Below are 797 nucleotides of genomic sequence, written 5' to 3' on the forward strand. Positions count from 1 at the left end.
CGCGGACTACTTGGCGAAAGATGTCATGTGAGAATAAGGAAGTCCAATTCACATGACATCCTTAAAAGTATTTTGCTATATTTCCTTAAAATTAGCCGGACTGAACATAGCGCGGCGTTGGCAACAAGCTGAAAAATGACAAACGAAATTGAATTTGACGAAAATTTGTGGTTTAATCACAAAGGCTGTGAAGGAAAACACTATCTGATTGGAAATCCTCATACTTTTCGCGGACGAATTTATGCTTGGTGTCCAAAAAAGGAACGAAGTTTTTTCGTGTCGATATCGGAAATTGAGCAAATGTCGGAATATTCAAAATATTGGATAAACGGATTTTTAAATGGAAATCAACCTGAACCACCAACTGACTCAAATGGAGATGTTGACTTTGACAGCGTGGAATATAAAAAATGGACTGAATCGGTTGAATTATTTACTCGAACTGGATATTGGACTGATGAAAAACGGAACTGTGAAAAATGCGGAATGGAATTACTAAACGCTGAACCAAATGAAACCTGTGAAAATTGTTAATCGGAATAAAAGCCAGTTGCCAACAATGTATAACCGCAATTACGGCGGATTCGACTACGTCCGAATCCACTCGGAATTGCTAACGCCAGTTCTTAACCGAAAATTAACGCATATTAACCCGTAACTGACGGTTATACGAGACCGATGATGGCCAATTCCTCCGGAACGTAAAAAACCGGGCGGTCGAGGTCGCCGCCCTACCTTTTTTTCCTATTTGCCATCATCGGCCAGGCAGTACGACTGCTATTCGTCCATAAAATTCC

Annotated in this window: 1 protein-coding gene; it reads left to right on the plus strand. The window is 40.5% G+C overall.

Features of this window, described 5'->3' with window-relative positions; all coding sequences use genetic code 11:
* Window positions 1-135 precede the first annotated feature (135 nt).
* The gene (locus ACFSQJ_RS14140) at window positions 136-534 is read left to right on the plus strand and encodes a hypothetical protein (protein ID WP_377767623.1); all 399 of its coding nucleotides are present in this window, start codon (window positions 136-138) and stop codon (window positions 532-534) included.
* The last annotated feature ends 263 nt before the right edge of the window (window positions 535-797 follow it).

The sequence above is a fragment of the Croceitalea marina genome (assembly GCF_042684265.1).
Taxonomy (GTDB): domain Bacteria; phylum Bacteroidota; class Bacteroidia; order Flavobacteriales; family Flavobacteriaceae; genus Croceitalea; species Croceitalea marina.

Coding starts and splice junctions, on each gene's coding strand:
- ACFSQJ_RS14140 (WP_377767623.1), top strand. CDS start 136: ATGACAAACGAAATTGAATTTGACGAAAATTTGTGGTTTAATCACAAA.